Genomic DNA, 15,844 nt, shown 5'->3' with positions numbered 1-15,844 from the left:
CTCAAGCTTACGTCCGCGGAAACCACCGATTCAGCCTCGTCATTGGCACTCACCCGCAAGCGTTAGACAATTGAGGGGGGCTACTCCCCGGACGCAAACAAAAGCGCATCCAGCATAAGTTATGGATCACGGGTAGCAGGCTTTCACAGCAGTACCTTACGGCCAGCAAGGAGAGAAAAAAATACCCTGAGAAGTGCTTGTTGATCCCATTGTATACAAGTGTAAGAACGCATGGCAAAGAAGTGCAGACGACAAACGGCTACGAGTAATAAGCGGTATTTTACTCCGGCTCCCTCATTCGAGTGAACGGGCCAAGCGGGTAAAACAGGTAAAGCGGAATGAAGGAGCCGGAGCTCGTTTCCGTCGGTGCTGGTGTTCCTAAGAAGGTCCGGTCGTTGATCGAACAACGGCGGCAGCGCACTGGGGATAAAATGCTCGTCCGGCTTCCGTTCCTCACCCTTCGGGCTGTGGTGCGGGTTCGGCTACCACCTCCACCGGTGCACCAACTGGAAATTCTCTTCGTCCTTTCTCGGCTGTCCGGATCAGCTGGAAAAAGAGCGAAATGATCTTACCGATACGATTATACAAGGAGGATCAGATGTCCAGATTAGTGGAGTTGGCAGCGTATAAAACGATCGTAGCGGAGAGGCTGATCGACAATTCGAACATCTGCAAAGCTTTGTTCATCAACAGGCTGACGGCTGCATATGCCCCGCTGGGGACATTGCAGCCGTTTTTTTTGCTATTGCTGCGCGTCCTGGGGCTGTCCTCTGCGTCCTCCGTCCATGCCCATCCCCATGCCGCCGAAGCCGCCATCGTTTAGTGTAATCGTTATGGCATTTTGCGAGCCTTCCTCCAGATCGACGCTGACGATGTCGTCAGCTTGCAGGTCCGTTATCGTCAGCGCGGTTTCCACACGCTCTTCATTCGCGAACGAGATCTTTACGATCTTGGTATCCGCCGTAACGTTAATGTCGACGGTTTCCTCGGAGAACATATCGCCCATGTCCGGACGCTGTCGGTTTTCCCCTTGCGGACCCGCAGAACCGTCGCCGCTGGCAGGCGGCTCGGTGAAGGGAGGCTCGCCGTCTTGATTCGGTACTTCCCTCGACTGTCCCCGATCGCGGCTTCCGCCGGGCGGATTCCCATCCCGGCCTTGACCGCCCCCCCGAGCGCCGGGTTGGAAGGAGGATTTGTACAGGGTGATGGTGTTCCCGTTCACGCTCTTAACCTTGCCGAACAGGCCGGATTCCATCATCGGACCTCCTTGCCAGTCTCCCGGGCCGTTCTGGGCTTGACCGTTCGAGGCCGATTGCGGTCCGTTTCCGGAATCCGCGCTTGCCGCCCCTCCGTTAGAATCCGGCGAACTGCCGCATCCCGCCAGCGCAAGCGTCAAGGCGAGGAGAGCGGCGGCTGTTTTTTTGCTGGAAATCATATTTCTTTTCCCCTTTCATAAGCGGTATACATTGCCGTACACCGAAACTACGAATGAGGAAGGCGAAAGGTATCGCAGTAAGCCGAAGTCCATTTGCGCAAGCGAAGGTAGGTGGAGGCGAGGCGGTCGGAATCCTACCGTTATCGGCGGGGGATTGGCGGGCGTTAATGCGGCCAGTGCGGCGGCGAGGCCGGGCCGTACGGTGGCACTGGTGCAGAACCGTCCGGTGTTGGGCGGAAACTCCAGCAGCGAGATGCGGGTCTGGGTATGCGGCGCCACGGCACACGGGACTAACCGTTATGCCCGCGAGACGGGCATTATGGGGGAGCTTTTCGTGGAAAACCGGTTGCGCAATCCCGACGGCAACCCGTATTACTGGGATCTGGTCATGCTCGAAGCGGTATGGGCGTAGCCGAGTATCCGGTTGTTCCTGAATACCGACGTACACGAAGTGGAAGTCGAAGGCCTAGAGGAGGAACGGTCAATCCGCTCGGTTACGGGGTGGATGATGGGATCGGAGCGGCGCATCCGCTTCGAGAGCAAGCTGTTTCTCGACTGCACCGGAGACGGGCTCGTGGGGGGAAATGTCCGGAGCGCGGCATCGCATTGGCCGGGAGGCGGGCATATGAACGATCCTCGCGATGCAGCGAACACCTGCGCGCCGGGAGCTGCGAGCGGAGTGAAATCAGCGCATGCAGCAGCGAAAGAGGCTATTCCCTGAATCATCCAGATAGATGATGAGCAGGGGATAGCCTCTATTTTCTTGATCGAAGTGCGTTTTACCCATGCTGCGCAATGACGGGAGTCGTGCAATCCTTCTAATCCGCTCGGATGGGATCGCTGCTTGTCGAGAGCAAATGATCAATGAACCGAAACATTAGAAGAGAGTTTGTCTTTCTGCTTAACGAATGGATTCCCTGTTGAATCTGCTCCCAAGTATATTTGAAAGGATCAATTCCTTCAGGACAAGAATCCATGTGCAGTTCCAACAGCTCGCGAATCGTTTGCGAATTGTTGTTATCGGTAAAATGATCCATCAGACTTTCCTTCTCTTCCTGAGTCAAATTGCGCAGGTTGAAGACGAGATGATCCGTATCGCAGGACATGAAATAATGTTCGTACGGAATTTCTTTCCTATTTATAGTGATTCTATTAATACGGATCATTTTCCGATGATTATCGGACTTTAAGCGATTTCTGAGTTTGATATTCTCTCTTTGATCTTCATTCACTACTAGAATATGGCTGTCGGAATATCGAGTTTTTTCGATTTGTGAGGCCTCACCGCTTACTAGAATATGATCGTCTGGAATAAAGGTCCCATCCATATCGCCAATATGAATAATTCCCAGAACATTGGCGACGCTAATCTGTTGTTTCTCCAATTCATGGACAACGAACTCCCGAATTTTCTCCCTAATCTCTTTACGTGGGTCGTCTCCACGCTGGGGAACAAAGATATCCGATCGATAGGGAAATATTTTGATGCCCTTTGGCTCTAAATGATCTTGCAGTAATGCCGAAAATAATGCTTCATCGGTCGTTCCCTCGACGATCAAGAGAAGGGCTTTTGTTTTCTTCTTACTCAAACAATCGCCCCGCTTTCCGGAAAGCCTTCTTGATTGTCGTTTTATTGGTTTCCGTATACACGGATTCAGCCATTCCGCCTAGTTGTATAGCTTCATAGTATTTTCTTCGAATGTTGTTCGTCGTGCTAGTATATTTCATCTGAATGTAGCGTTTCACGGGATTTGTCGTTGTGAACCAGATGTTCTGAACGGGAAGGACCTCAAGCGCCCGAAGATTATGAGACGTAAAGATGAGTTGTCCTTTGCCCGTCTCACTGAAAATATTAAGGATTTCTCCCAGAAGGAATTCAAATACCCCGGAATCCAACTCGTCAATGACGACGCAAGTGCTTCTGTTTATGTTAAAAGCAATCAGAGCGCTGGTAATTGCGAATATTTTAAGCGTACCGGCCGATTCTGCTCGCAATGGCAGCAGCCGGCCTTCCTTCTTAATCAGCAATTCGATTCGCTTACCGAATTTGCCGTCATCTAAAGTTTCGCTGTGCAATTCCTTTACAACGACTTCAGCCCCTGGAATCAAACAACTGAATACTTCATTTTTTAAGCTAACGGCTTTCTTCAGTTCGTCGAGAATATCCAAGGGGATAACAAACGGTCGAAGTACGTTAAAGTTGTATTCGGCGATTCGTTTGGAAGAAGGCATGAAATATTTGGAACTGAACTCGCCGTGCTGAATATTCGGAATCACGATAAGATTTTCCGCGAGTGTTTCGGTTAGGAGGTGCAGGATCATCTGTTCTTCCGTATTCAGTATTTTTTCATATTGATTTTGAATTTCCTTATGGAAGAGAACCGATCTCTGGGAGTGGATGGCAATGCCTTTGCTAATTAACCCGTTCTGATTCTTACTGTTGAAAATAGCTTTTGTGTTTCGATATAGCTCCTTCTCCCGATAGCTAAAGATGTTTTTATACCGTACTTTGAGGATATTTTCTTTATAGAACAAATTCTCTTGAACCACTTTCATGGACTCATCGCCATACATTAATTTCACTTCGTATTTGATTAGGAAAGGCTTGTAGTCAGCTACCGCTGCAAATTCGAATATTAATGTACACGAGTCTTGCCCGTCAAAAATTAAATTTTCCGATCTGCTCGGAAGAGGCTCCTTGCCCAGCAAACCTCCTAGAATTCGAAAGCTTTCGAATACAGCGGTTTTCCCTGATCCGTTCTGCCCGTAGAAGCCCAGAATATCGGCATTCTGACTTTCGTCGTTGACATACTGATTGAATTGGCTGTCAAACTTGTCTTTGAAGGCTGCGGAGCCTGCATCCTTGTCAGATTCCCGCTTAGGTAAATGATTAGCAACATGATCATAGATCTGATTCCCTGTAAATTCGCCGTATTTGACATTTTTGATGTTTATAATTTCGACTCGATTCATTCGAATGATCGGCTGCATCGGTTTTTGCCACCCTTCATCTCAATGTTATAATTATAGCACTAACATCAAAATTAAAATCATTTTTCGAATAAAAAGTTCGATTTTCAAATTTAAAATAAAAAAATCGCAAGAGCCAAAGGAACAGAGTTCCGGCTATTGCGATTTTTTTGAATGGTTTAGAAACGAACACTCCCTAACCTTCCCGTCCCATCTCGGAGAAGGCTTCCTCCGCCGCGGTCAAAGTGGCGTCGATGTCGGCGTCGGTGTGGGCGGTCGTCAGGAACCAGGCCTCGTACTTGGACGGGGCGAGGTAGACGCCGCGTTCCAGCATGAGGCGGAAGAAGCGGCCGAATTGCTCGCCGTCGGAGCGCTGCGCCTCCTCGTAGTTCGTGACCGGGCCGGAGCAGAAATGCGTCGAGAACGCCCCGACGATCCGGTTGATCGTCAGCGGCACGCCGTGCCGATCCGCCGAGGCCTGCAGGCCGTCGCACAGCCGCGCCGCCTGCGCTTCCATGCGCGCGTAGACGCCCGGCTCGCGCAGCGCCTCCAGGCAGGCCAATCCGGCCAGCACCGACGCCGGGTTGCCGGCCATCGTGCCCGCCTGATAGGCGGGGCCCAGCGGGGCGATCATCTCCATCAGATCGGCGCGTCCGCCGTAGGCGCCGATCGGCAGGCCTCCGCCGATGATTTTGCCAAGGGCGGTCAAGTCCGGCCGGATCGCCTCTTGATCGGCGAACGCCGGGAACGTCTGGGCCGAGCCGTAGTGGAACCGGAACGCGCTGATGACCTCGTCGTAGATGACGAGCGCCCCCGCGTCCCGGGCCAGCTTGCACAGGCCCTCCAGGAAGCCCGGCTTCGGCATCACCATGCCGAAGTTGCCGACGATCGGCTCGACCATCACCGCGGCCACCTGGTCGCCCCAATGCTCCAGCGCCGCGCGCAGCCCGTCCAGCTCGTTAAACGGCACGGTGATGACCTCGCTCGCGATGCTCGGCGGAATGCCCGCGCTGTCGGGAATGCCGAGCGTCGACGGTCCGGAGCCGGCGGCGACGAGCACCAGATCGGCGTGGCCGTGGTAGCAGCCGGCGAACTTGATGATTTTGTTGCGGCCGGTGAACGCCCGGGCAACGCGAATCGTCGTCATGACCGCCTCCGTACCGGAGTTGACGAAGCGCACTTTGTCCATCGACGGAATCGCGGCCTTCAAAACCTCCGCAAGCCGGATCTCGTGCTCCGTCGCCGTGCCGTAGAGCGTGCCGTTATGCGCCGCGCGGACGATCGCTTCGGTCACCTTGGGATGCGCATGTCCCGTAATAATCGGGCCGAACGCTGCCAAGTAATCAATGTACCGGTTGCCGTCGACGTCCCAGAAATAAGCGCCCTCCGCGCGTTCCATGAACACGGGGGCGCCGCCTCCGACAGCCTTGAAAGAACGGGAAGGGCTGTTGACCCCTCCCACGATATGACGCTGCGCCTCTTCGTACAGTTGCGCCGAACGTACGCGTTGATTCATTGTTCTCCAACCCTCCGCATGCGAATGCCCGCAAGGGATCTTGGGGCTATGTTCCGCTTGGTGCCATGCTCATGAATGAGCTCGGCTCGGCCGACCGGACCTCGCCAGTCGACGTTCCCCCGAGCCGCCGAAGAAGCTACTGTGCCGCCGCCGAACTGGAAGAAGCGCTCGGATCCGGCGTTTCCGCAGCCGTATCGTCCTGGCTCAGCACTTCCTGCACGTATTCCTTCAGCTTGTCGCGGTCCTTGACTCCGAGCATCGCCGAACCGCCGACGTTCTCGTCGAAGACGAGGTCCATCGGAGGAATTTGCGCGGAGCCGGCCTGGTGCGAGCTGTAGCCCAGCGTTCCCAGCTTCAGCATGTCGCCGGTCGACATGTTCGTCTCCACGTAGGGAACGACCTCGCTGAGAATTTCGGGCAGCTTGATCAGATTCCAGCCGTTCTTCAGCCTGGCGGCGACGGCTTTCAGGAACTCGCGCTGCCGCTCGGTCCGGGTGAAGTCGGACAGCTTGTCGTGCCGGAAGCGCACGTACTGCAGCGCTTTATCGCCGTCGAGATGCTGCTGTCCCTGCTTGAGATCGATATCGTACCGGTTGCCGTCCGCGTTGTCCGTCCATTTCATATCCTTTTCCACATAGAAGTCGACGCCGCCGAGCGCGTCCACCAGCTTGATAAAGCCCTGGAAATCGGCGTATACGTAATACTGGACGTCCAGCCCCATCAGATTGCCGATCGTCTTCATCGCCAGGTCGGGACCGCCCAGCGAGAGAGCCGTATTGGCGCGGTTGTCCTTGAATCCCGGAATCTCCACGCGGGTGTCGCGCAGCACGGAGAACAAATGAATTTTCTTCGATACAGGGTCGAACGAAGCGACCAGCATCGTGTCGGACCTCGGGACTTCGCCTTCTTGTAAGCCTCTGGCGTCGCCGCCCATGAGCAGTACGTTGACTCGTTCCGAGCCTTCCCATTCCGGCGGCTTGTACTCCTCTTTTTCCTCGAATTGGCCGAACCGCGATTCTTCCTTGGGCTTCTGTGCCTTGTCAATTTCATTAACGCTTGCCCATGCCCACCAGCCGACTGCACACAAACAAATAAAAGCCAATCCCAGTATGGAAAACAGTGTGATCTTCCACTTTTTACTCATTCCGATAGTCCTCTCAGTTGACAGTATGCTAAAATTATAAAGTTTCGACGACGGAATAAGCAAGTTCATGTGAAAAATCGAATGAACGCGACTTGATCACAGGAGGTTCATCATGTTAGCCATAGACGTACATCAGCTGCGCAAGCAGTTCAAGGTCCAGAAAAACCGCGAAGGACTCAAGGGAGCGCTCCATGACTTGTTCAAGCGCGAGCATACCGAGGTGACGGCGGTCAAGGACATCAGCTTTCAAATTCCTCAGGGGGAAATTTGCGGTTACATCGGAGAGAACGGTGCGGGCAAGTCGACGACAATCAAAATGCTCACGGGCATTCTCGTGCCGACCTCCGGCAAGCTGCTCGTGAACGGCTTCGTTCCGCACAAGGACCGCGAGAAGTTCGTGCAGGGCATCGGCGTCGTGTTCGGACAGAGAAGCCAGCTGTGGTGGGATATCGGGGTGATCGAATCTTTTCGCCTGCTGAGAAAAGTGTACCGGGTGGACGAGGCGGATTTCCGCAAAAGATTGGACGAGCTGGTGGAGACGCTGCAATTGCAGGAACTGCTCAACCGGCCGGTCCGCAAGCTGAGCCTCGGGCAGCGGATGCGCTGCGAGTTGGTGGCGGCGCTGCTGCACAATCCTTCGATTCTGTTTCTGGACGAGCCGACGATCGGTCTGGACATTGTCGTGAAGACGGAAATCCGCGAGTTTCTGAAACGGCTCAACCGCGAGCAAGGAACGACGATTCTGCTGACGACGCACGATCTGCAGGACATCGAGGCGCTCTGTTCGCGCGTCATTATGCTGGACGACGGCCGGATCATCTACGACGGCGGACTGGAGGAGTTGAAGGCCCGCTGGGGCAAAGGCCGCGAGGTGCAGTTCCAGTTCACCGACCCGGTGACGCTGGCGAAGGTGTCCGCGCTGACCGGAGAGCTGGAGGTTCGCTGGTCGCTGGACAACGACTTGACCGCCAAAGTATGGATTCCCCGCGAGATGAACGTATCCGAGGTGCTGTCCCGCGTCGTGGGCCGGCTTGATATTAGCGACATCAAGATTTTCGAGACGAACACCGACGAGATCGTGCGCGAGATTTACCAGTCGGGCAGCGCCGAGGCGCCACGCGATCTGTCCGCCCTGAGCGAAGGGGAGACAACCGTCGGGGACCGCGAGACAAAGAGCGAGACCGAGAAGACGGGGGCGGGAGCGGCGCGATGATGAGCATGTACTTGGATTTCGTCCGCATCCGCTTCCTGATGATGCTCGCGTACCGGGTCAATTACTACAGCGGCATTGTAATCTATGCGATCAATATCGGGGCGTATTATTTTCTGTGGAAGGCGATTTTCGGCGAGGCGGAGACGCTGCAGGGGTTTACCGTCATTCAGATGTCTACGTACGTGGCCGTGTCGTGGATGGCGCGGGCGTTTTATTTTAACAACCTGGACCGGGAAATCTCGAACGAGATCGTCGACGGCAGCGTGGCGATCCAGATTATCCGACCGTACTCTTATTTGTTCGTGAAAATGATGCAGGGCTTCGGCGAAGGGCTGTTCCGTCTGCTGCTGTTCATGATTCCGGGGATGATCGTCGTTTCGTTTATTTTTCCGCTGGAACTGCCGACCGATCCGGTGCAGTGGATCGTTTTCTTCGTGATGATCTGGTTCAGCTTTCTGATTAATACGCAGCTTAACCTGCTGACGGGGCTGGGGGCGTTCTTCTTCGAGAACAATCAGGGCATCATGTCGATGAAAAGAATTATGGTCGACTTGCTGTCCGGTGTCGTCGTTCCGATCGCTTTTTTCCCGGGATGGGCGATTTCGGTGATGAATTGGCTGCCGTTTCAGGCGATTACGTATTTGCCGGGCTCGGTGTTTACGGGTCGTATTCAAGGGGCGGACGTGTGGAACGCGCTGCTCGTGCAGGTCGCTTGGACGGTCGTGCTGATCGTGCCGATTATGCTCGTGTGGCGCGCGGCGCGGCGCCGCCTGTTCGTGCAAGGGGGTTGAGGAGAAAATGAGCCGATTCGCGTTTACGTTGGGCTTGTATCGGGATTATCTAGCCAACTATTTGAAGACGAAGCTGAGCTACCGCGCCGATTTCTGGATCGAGGTGCTGTCGGATCTGCTGTACAACGGGTTGAACCTCGTCTTCATCTTCATCGTGTTCATGCATACGCCGTCTCTCGGCGGCTGGAGCGAGGCGGAGATCGTGTTCGTCTACGGATATTTCATGCTGGCCTCGGGCATCTTCTCGACGTTCTTCAGCGCCTGGAATTTCAGCGAGCGATATATCGTCAAAGGGGAGATGGACCGGGTGCTGACCCGTCCGGCGCACTCTCTGACGCAGGTCATGCTGGAAAATATGGACCCTCCTGCGATCTTCGGCTCGCTGGTCGGCCTCGCGATTCTGATCTCGTCCTGGGCGACGCTCGGATTGCCGTTCCATGGGTACGATCCGCTGGTGCTGATCGTCATGGTGCTCGGCTCCTGCTTCATCTATATGGGCATCTATACGGCAATGGCGGCGATCTCGTTCTACTCGGACGCGCCGACCGGCATCGGTCCGCTCATCTACAATATTCAGAACTACGGGCGTTACCCGGTGGAAATCTACAATAAAACGATCAAGTTTCTGCTGACATGGCTGCTTCCGTTCGCGTTCGTCGGCGTGTACCCGGCGTCTTTCTTCCTCGGCCGGTTGGAGGAATGGTGGATGCCTTGGCTGACTCCGGTCGTCGGGATCGTTTTCTTGACGCTCGGCGTCGCGTTCTGGAATTATGGCGTGAAAAGGTATCGGGGGGCGGGGAGCTGAGGTAAGCATTAAATTCGAAGAGGCTGTCTCTTAAGTCGTCTTTTTAGATGACGAAGAGATAGCCTCTATTTTCTGTGTCGATTGCGTCTGCTCCGTATCCGTTGTTTGATTTGTTTACTATTTGTTTAGTGGCTTTTTGTATACTCAAGATGAAATTTGTCGAATGGATTCAAAAATCTTAACGAGTTTTTTTCGGAAGGAGAATGTTCCCATTACACGCTCAATTAAACGTTTGTCAGCCGGAGTACTGGCCTTGTTGTTGCTATTTATGGAACTGATTGCGCCAGTACCCGCATCGGCAGGTTCGGCAGACTCCCCGTATACATGGAGCGTCAGGAGTCCGCTGCCGAGTTCGAATGCCTTGAGGGACGTTATTTTTGCGAATGGAATCTTCATAGCGGCAGGAAGCGAGGGGACGATTGTCACCTCGAGCGATGGAATCGAGTGGCAAAGCCAAAGCTCGGGCGTCTCGAAACTCCTTACTGCCCTTGTACATTCGGATGATCTCCTGGTAGCTGTAGGAGAGGAAGGCGCGATTCTGACCTCGGAGGATGGCAGCGTTTGGACAACCCGTACCTCCGACGTTAACGGCTACTTGCGCGACGTTGCGTACGGAGGCAGTCTGTTTGTTGCCGTTGGAGATAGCGGCGCTATCGTCATTTCCCCGGACGGAAAAGCTTGGACGAAGGTTCAGAGCTTGCCGACGACAAGCCATCTTATGGGGGTGACCTATAATCCGAACGTCGGATTTGTCGCGGTCGGATATCAAGGAACGGTACTAACCTCGAGCAATGGAAGCGATTGGACGATTCAGAATTCCGGAGTGGCTTCCAACCTCAGCATTACGGATGTCGTCTACGGAGATTACGGCTTTACAGCGGTCGGTTTAAGCGGCACGATACTGGCCTCGGCCGACGGGGTAAGCTGGTCAAGCAAGACGCCTCCCGTTGTCCGTCATTATTACGGGGTGGATTCCGTTAACGGCAAGCTTTTAATATCGGGAGGAGCTGCGACTCTTGTCGAGTCTCAGGACGGAGAAGACTGGATCGACCTCGTTTTGAATATTCCTTATAAAGGTCAGATTAGCTTGCAGGCTGCCGCTTACGGCAATGGGATATATGCAGCGGTGGGGGACTGGGGCACGATCGTGACCTCTGCGGACGCTGTAAATTGGATACAAAGAAACAAGGGGACGGGCTATGTTCTTAACGATGTGGCGTATCATGACGGAGCCTACGTGACTGTAGGGGAGAACGGCGTTATTCTCACTTCCTCGGATGGGAAGGAGTGGACCTTTCGCTCTTCGGACGTAGGGCAGACCCTTACCGGGGTCGTTTTCGGCGACGGCATTTTTATGGCGGTCGGTTACAGGGGGACCCAGGTCATCTCTTCGGACGGGGAGACTTTCGAGGTTCAAACTATGCAGCTGCCGAATATCGCCAATATCAACAATGCGAGCGTTCTGGATGTGACATACGGAGACGGCGCCTTTGTCGCAGCGGGAGGCGAACTCGGCGGCAACGACCTCATACTGGTCTCTGACGACAAAGGGGCAAACTGGACGCAGCATTCGTTGGGGGTGGCGAACTACAATCGCGGCGCAGCCTTTGGCAACGATACGTTTATCGTGGTCGGTACTCTTGCCATGGGCGTTTCCAAAGATGGAGGAAGCACCTGGACGAAGCTCGAGTCGATGAAGGATTACTACGACGTCGCTTATGCGAACGGCGTCTTCGTCGCTGTCGGCGGCCAAGGGAAGATCGCCACTTCGACGGACGGTTTAACCTGGCAATTGCATCCTCAGTCCGCTTCGGTCTATTTCAGGGGCGGCGTTACCTATGCGGACAACACGTTCTTGGCCGTTGGATCGGAGTACGATGTCGTAGGAAATCAGGTCGTCGGGTACAGGGGACAGGTTGCAACTTCTCCTGACGGCATCAACTGGACGATTCGTCCAGCAGGCATCGACAAGGAGCTGCTGAGAGTTGTCTATGGCGACAGCGGTTTTGTAGCCGTGGGCAGGTACGGAGCGATTATCCAATCTTCGCGGGCTGCTTCGCCTGTTGATCTGAGCACGGTCGACATCGATGTGGTTTCCGGTTTGCTGACGGGAACGAGCGCGCAGATGGAGTACAGTCTGGATTCCACGGACGGAACAGACGGGACGTGGCTGACGGGGGCTGCGGATAGCACGTCTGTTACCTTTGGGCCGGGCCAGGATGTGTATGTGAGGGAAAAGACTAATCCGTCCAATATGCGCAAGGTCGGCAGCATTCCCGCACAGGCTCCTGCCCCGAGCGTTGGGGCGGACCTGAGCGGGGGCTTGTCCGCAGTGAAGCTGACGGGCGCGACGACGGCGATGGAGTACAGTCCGGACGGAGGCACGACTTGGCATGCGGTGACAGGCGGGATTGCCGACGGCACGGAGACAATCGATGCCGGCGCGTCCGGCGCGGACTTGCGGGTGCGCATCGCCGCGACCGCATCGCTGCTGCCTTCGCTGGCGACGGGCAAGCTGAACTCGCTGATCCTGGCAATCACAAGTCATCCGGTTGACGCGACGGGTGCTCCCGGAGGAAGCGCCACCTTCTCCGTCCAGGCGACGGGGGCGAATCTGACGTATCAGTGGCAGTTGGACGCTCTTGGCAACGGTACGTTCATCAATATGCCGATGTCCACAAACTCGTCTCTGACGCTCGTTAACCTGACGGAGCAGCAGAACGGTCAGCGCTTCCGGGCAGTCGTGACGGGCGACGGCGGTTCGGTGACTTCGAATGTCGCGACGTTGACGGTCAGCGCGCAGCCGGCGGGGTTCGTCGTGCAAGCGACCGGGGGCAACGGTCAAATACGGCTCGAGTGGAATCCCGTAGCCGGGGCAGCCGGATACGACGTGTATAAAGCTGCCGCACCCGGACAATACGGGACGCTGCCGGAAACGACTGTAACGTCGGCCACTTACACGATGACCGGGTTGACTAACGGTCTGCCCTACTATTTCAAGGTTCAAGCCAAAGCTGCCGATGGCCAGCTTCTCGAAGAGTCCGGAGAAATTCAAGCGATCCCGGCAATCGCGCCCGGAGCGCCCACCGGGGTATCGGCGACTGCGGGCAACGGCAGGGCAACGGTGTCGTTTACAGCTCCAACGGAAACAGGCGGCAGCCCGATTACCGGCTATGAAGCGACCGCGATGCCGGGGAATATAAAGGCTGCCGGCTCAAGCAGTCCAATCACGATTACAGGCCTGACGAACGGAACAAGCTACACGTTCACAGTGAAGGCGATTAACGGAGCGGATAAGAGCGAAGCCTCAATGATGTCCAATGCGGTGACGCCCACCGCGCCTCCGAGCAATAATAACGGCGGCTCGACGCCTGATTCGAGCGTGCCTTCTCCAACTGCGCCGGCAAAGCCTGAAAGCGTCGAGGTGCTGGTGAACGGCAAGCCGGAAAATGCGGGAACGGCCGTGACCGAGGAGCGGGAAGGGCGGCGCGTGACGACAATTTCCGTGGACGAGGACAGGCTGAAGCAGCGTCTGGAAGCGGAGGGCGACCGCGCCGTTATCGCCATTCCGATCCAATCGGACAGCGAGACGGTGGTGGGAGAGTTAAACGGACGCATGGTGAAAGACATGGAAGCGCGCCAGGCAATCATCGAGATCCGTACGAAGCAAGCCTCCTACACGCTTCCGGCTCTGCAGATCAATATGGACGAGCTTGCGAAGCGTTTCGGAGCGAATCCGGAGCTGCAAGATATCAAGCTTCGCATCGAGATTGCCGCTCCTTCGGCAGCGACGGTACAGATGGCCGAGAGCTCCGCTGCCACGAAGGGACTGACGATCGTCGCGCCTCCGCTGGATTTCAGCGTCAAAGCGGTCTACGACGGCATAACGGAGGAAGTAGCGTCGTTTAACGCTTACGTTCGGCGGACGCTGGCCATTCCGGACGGCGTTGATCCTAATCGAATTACGACTGGGGTCGTGATCGATCCGGACGGTACAGTGCGTCATGTGCCGACCCGGGTGACCAGGATCGACGACGCCTATTATGCGATCATCAACAGCTTGACGAACAGCACCTACTCCGTCATCTGGCACCCGCTTGAGTTCGAGGACGCCGCGCAGCACTGGGCCAAGGAAGCGATCAACGATATGGGCTCGAGGATGGTCGTGAACGGAATCGGCGACAACCTGTTCGGTCCGGATCGCAGCATTACCCGCGCCGAGTTTGCGGCGATTCTGATTCGGGGACTGGGTTTGAGGCCGAACAGCGCCGCAGGGAACTTCTCCGATGTGAAGACGACGGATTGGTACAGCGGAGCAATCGGTACGGCCTATGCGTACGGCTTGCTGAACGGCTATGAGGACGGCTCCTTCCGTCCGAACGAGTCGATTACACGGGAGCAGGCGATGCGGATGCTGTCCCAAGCTATCGCGTTGACGGGGCTGCAAACGGGAGCATCCGGTTTGAACGTGGAGGAGCTGCAGCTATTCAAGGATGCCGGCCAAGTTGCCGATTGGGCAGTCAGGGGCGCGGCGGACAGTGTAAGCGCAGGTCTTGTCTCGGGCAGAGCGAACGGTCGACTCGCACCGAAAGCTAGCGTCACGCGGGCGGAAGTGGCGACGATGATGCAGCGACTGCTGCAGAAATCGGATTTAATTAACCAATAGCGAGAGAACAAAAGACCGTTAGGGAGAAGCTCCCTAACGGTCTTTTGGACGTTTCAGGAAGTATAAAATTCGCTAATCCTATCTGAATGGTCTCCGACAATAACGCGTTCATCGTCCGAAGATCGCCGCAGGCGCTTTTGCTTGTTTGTAACGTTTTTGCCGCAACGAATTTCGTATAATGTAAATATGGCGATATATGGGTGCAAAGATGAAAATGGAACAGGCAGCGGGCGCGAGACGGTTAACTGGACCTCGAGGCCAAAAAATTCGCATGTCGAGCCTCATCTATGAGCTATTGTCGTACACTCCAAGCCTCCCCGGCGGGTAAATCTCTAAATGCGCTGCTGTTGAGTATTTGCCAGAAGGGTATGATTTTCTCCTGCTTGATTCAAAAGGGACCCAGGTTATTGTTGCCTTTACATGCTTCTCCATTTTATTTGACCACCATTACAACTACCACGAGGCCATTCGAGCACACCGCCAAATTGGTAGGTGTAGCCCTCTACACCAAGAGTCGTCTACGACCTGTCAAAGTGGTATGTGCCGACAGTAGGAATGAGCGAGTACTGATTAAGAAAAATCGCCAAATCACCCTGATGGTCTTTTGGATTCGGAGGATGTAGTTGTCTGCCAGACAACTAGCGACGCAAAGATCATTAAAATAACAATTGATTCGAGTAATGGTTATAGATATAAAACCGTTAGGAGGTTCGATTTGTTTAAGCAGAAGGCATTATATTATTTGATTTTCTATCTGTTTGGTTATGCAATCTCTTTAATAAATACAGGAATCCCTAATTATATGTATTTGATTCCAGTCAAAGTAATTGCACTGGCATTCTCGTTAATCGCAGGTAATGCGAGTTTCTATGTTATTGTACTGAGACGAACAATTGCTGAGGCTGGTGTTCATATAATTAAATATTGTTTCATCGCTATTGTATTGCTATTTTTCTTTGCGTTATTCAAATCAATAATGATAGGTTTTGGAATCGATATAACTCCCCTCATTGGGATATAGCGTTTTAATCAAAGACATGCCCACAAGTCGGTTCGGGTCAGGCATTAAGAACGGATATAGTATAGTTCCAACTATTAGGGAAAAACAGGATTTGTTGTGAACGAGGATAAAATAATAATCTTGGTGAAGTTATTACTACTGAATCATTAGTTGAAGCACTATATCATGCGCTTGATATTTCAACAGCCTTATAAAATCCATGCCACATGCGAATGTAACAGCTGGTCGAGTTTACTTTTACTAAGAGGACGAAATCGGAATGTCGTTTAATATCCATTCATCT

10 protein-coding genes and 2 pseudogenes are annotated in these 15,844 nt (G+C 54.3%); 7 read left to right on the top strand and 5 right to left on the bottom strand.

Features of this window, described 5'->3' with window-relative positions:
* Positions 1-742 precede the first annotated feature (742 nt).
* A complete protein-coding gene (locus tag ACFFT4_RS08030; RefSeq protein WP_378046571.1) occupies positions 743-1,435 on the bottom strand; it encodes a hypothetical protein in 693 nt (230 codons plus the stop codon).
* Positions 1,436-1,526: 91 nt separating this feature from the next.
* Here ACFFT4_RS08030 and ACFFT4_RS08025 point away from each other — a divergent pair.
* Positions 1,527-2,055: pseudogene (locus ACFFT4_RS08025) on the top strand (FAD-dependent oxidoreductase); the annotation flags it as partial.
* 198 nt (positions 2,056-2,253) lie between these two features.
* Here ACFFT4_RS08025 and ACFFT4_RS08020 read toward each other — a convergent pair.
* The 4 genes from ACFFT4_RS08020 to ACFFT4_RS08005 all read right to left on the bottom strand — a co-directional run bounded on the left by ACFFT4_RS08020 (position 2,254) and on the right by ACFFT4_RS08005 (position 7,065).
* On the bottom strand, positions 2,254-3,024 hold the full coding sequence (locus ACFFT4_RS08020) for a hypothetical protein (RefSeq protein WP_378046569.1): 771 nt from the start codon (positions 3,022-3,024) through the stop codon (positions 2,254-2,256).
* Positions 3,017-4,426: an AAA family ATPase gene (locus ACFFT4_RS08015; protein ID WP_378046567.1), complete on the bottom strand. Its 1,410-nt coding sequence runs from the start codon at positions 4,424-4,426 to the stop codon at positions 3,017-3,019. Before ACFFT4_RS08015 ends, ACFFT4_RS08020 begins: the two co-directional genes overlap by 8 nt.
* A gap of 175 nt (positions 4,427-4,601) precedes the next feature.
* Complete coding sequence (locus ACFFT4_RS08010) at positions 4,602-5,921, bottom strand: glutamate-1-semialdehyde 2,1-aminomutase (RefSeq protein WP_378046566.1); 1,320 nt, start codon at positions 5,919-5,921, stop codon at positions 4,602-4,604.
* A gap of 136 nt (positions 5,922-6,057) precedes the next feature.
* Positions 6,058-7,065 (bottom strand): LCP family protein, encoded by a 1,008-nt coding sequence (locus tag ACFFT4_RS08005; protein WP_378046565.1) that lies wholly within the window; start codon positions 7,063-7,065, stop codon positions 6,058-6,060.
* Between the two features lie 112 nt (positions 7,066-7,177).
* Here ACFFT4_RS08005 and ACFFT4_RS08000 point away from each other — a divergent pair, with 112 nt between their 5' ends.
* From ACFFT4_RS08000 to ACFFT4_RS07980, 6 genes and pseudogenes are all read left to right on the top strand, one after another.
* Positions 7,178-8,278 (top strand): ABC transporter ATP-binding protein, encoded by a 1,101-nt coding sequence (locus tag ACFFT4_RS08000; RefSeq protein ID WP_378046563.1) that lies wholly within the window; start codon positions 7,178-7,180, stop codon positions 8,276-8,278.
* The gene (locus ACFFT4_RS07995; protein ID WP_378046561.1) at positions 8,275-9,069 is read left to right on the top strand and encodes an ABC transporter permease; all 795 of its coding nucleotides are present in this window, start codon (positions 8,275-8,277) and stop codon (positions 9,067-9,069) included. The genes ACFFT4_RS08000 and ACFFT4_RS07995 overlap by 4 nt, the downstream gene beginning before the upstream one ends.
* Before the next feature lie 7 nt (positions 9,070-9,076).
* On the top strand, positions 9,077-9,874 hold the full coding sequence (locus ACFFT4_RS07990) for an ABC transporter permease (RefSeq protein WP_378046559.1): 798 nt from the start codon (positions 9,077-9,079) through the stop codon (positions 9,872-9,874).
* Between the two features lie 163 nt (positions 9,875-10,037).
* Positions 10,038-10,442, top strand: a pseudogene (locus ACFFT4_RS35420) (WD40/YVTN/BNR-like repeat-containing protein); the annotation flags it as partial.
* 129 nt (positions 10,443-10,571) lie between these two features.
* Positions 10,572-14,540 carry an S-layer homology domain-containing protein gene (locus ACFFT4_RS07985; RefSeq protein WP_378046558.1) on the top strand — a complete coding sequence of 1,323 codons (3,969 nt, stop codon included), beginning with the start codon at positions 10,572-10,574 and terminating at the stop codon, positions 14,538-14,540.
* Positions 14,541-15,255: 715 nt separating this feature from the next.
* On the top strand, positions 15,256-15,561 hold the full coding sequence (locus tag ACFFT4_RS07980; RefSeq protein ID WP_378046556.1) for a hypothetical protein: 306 nt from the start codon (positions 15,256-15,258) through the stop codon (positions 15,559-15,561).
* The last annotated feature ends 283 nt before the right edge of the window (positions 15,562-15,844 follow it).

Origin of the sequence: Cohnella cellulosilytica, assembly GCF_042431195.1 — a bacterium.
Taxonomy (GTDB): Bacteria; Bacillota; Bacilli; order Paenibacillales; family Paenibacillaceae; genus Cohnella; species Cohnella cellulosilytica.
This window is presented reverse-complemented; position numbering and strand designations above follow the sequence as displayed.